At 47.1% G+C, this 826-nt stretch carries 1 protein-coding gene; it reads left to right on the forward strand.

The window, feature by feature from the left end; all coding sequences use genetic code 11:
- Positions 1-366: 366 nt before the first annotated feature.
- The coding region (locus A3763_RS12095) for a transglutaminase family protein (RefSeq protein WP_068760067.1) at positions 367-826 on the forward strand (460 nt) is incomplete at its 3' end.

Consider the following 826-nt stretch of genomic DNA (forward strand, 5'->3'; position numbering starts at 1 on the left):
GGTGATCAGGATATTATGACCCCGCCCAAATACGCTGACTACCTCAAGAAGGCTTTAGCTAATGCAAGTCTGGCTCTTATACCGGGTGGCAGTCATATGGTATTTGCCGAGCAAGCAGATGAGGTGAATGCCAGAATAGATAGCTTCATCAATACACTCTAATCATACCCGTAAACAGAGGGTTTCACCCCTCGCTAGAATCTGCCACCGTGCTAAACCGCTAGCGAGGCTCGGAGGCCTCTGCCCACGAATAATAGAAATTGCTACCTCATAGAATATTACCATTTTGCGGTTTGCTTCCTTTTGCAGGGTGTAGCTGATGTTATAGAATTCTCCGCTCAGAAGAGAATAATAGGTAGTCACGAAATGGAAGCTTATCTGCAGGCTTGCCCCTATATCGATTGGCGGCACGAAGCCGTGCAACGTCAGGCAAGTTTGTTAGCGCAAGGAAGGCAAGATTGCTACGTAATCGCCCAAAGGTGTTTTGGGTTTGTGCGTGATGAAATAAAACACAGTTGGGATTACCGGTTGAATCCGGTGACGGTTTCAGCTTCTCAGGTGCTTGAACACGGAACAGGTTTTTGTTACGCAAAAAGCCACTTATTGGCTGCTTTACTTAGAGCGAATCAAATTCCGACTGCGATATGCTATCAACGTGTACGTCTCGATGACACCCCTAGCTTTTGTTTGCATGCACTAAACGCTGTGCATCTGCCTGACTATGGTTGGTACCGTATCGATGCACGTGGGAATACCCCTGAAATCGACGCTCAATTCACGCCTCCAGTTGAAAAACTGGCAATTGAGCGATATGGTTTGGGAGAGT

The sequence above is a fragment of the Oleiphilus sp. HI0128 genome, from assembly GCF_001635365.1.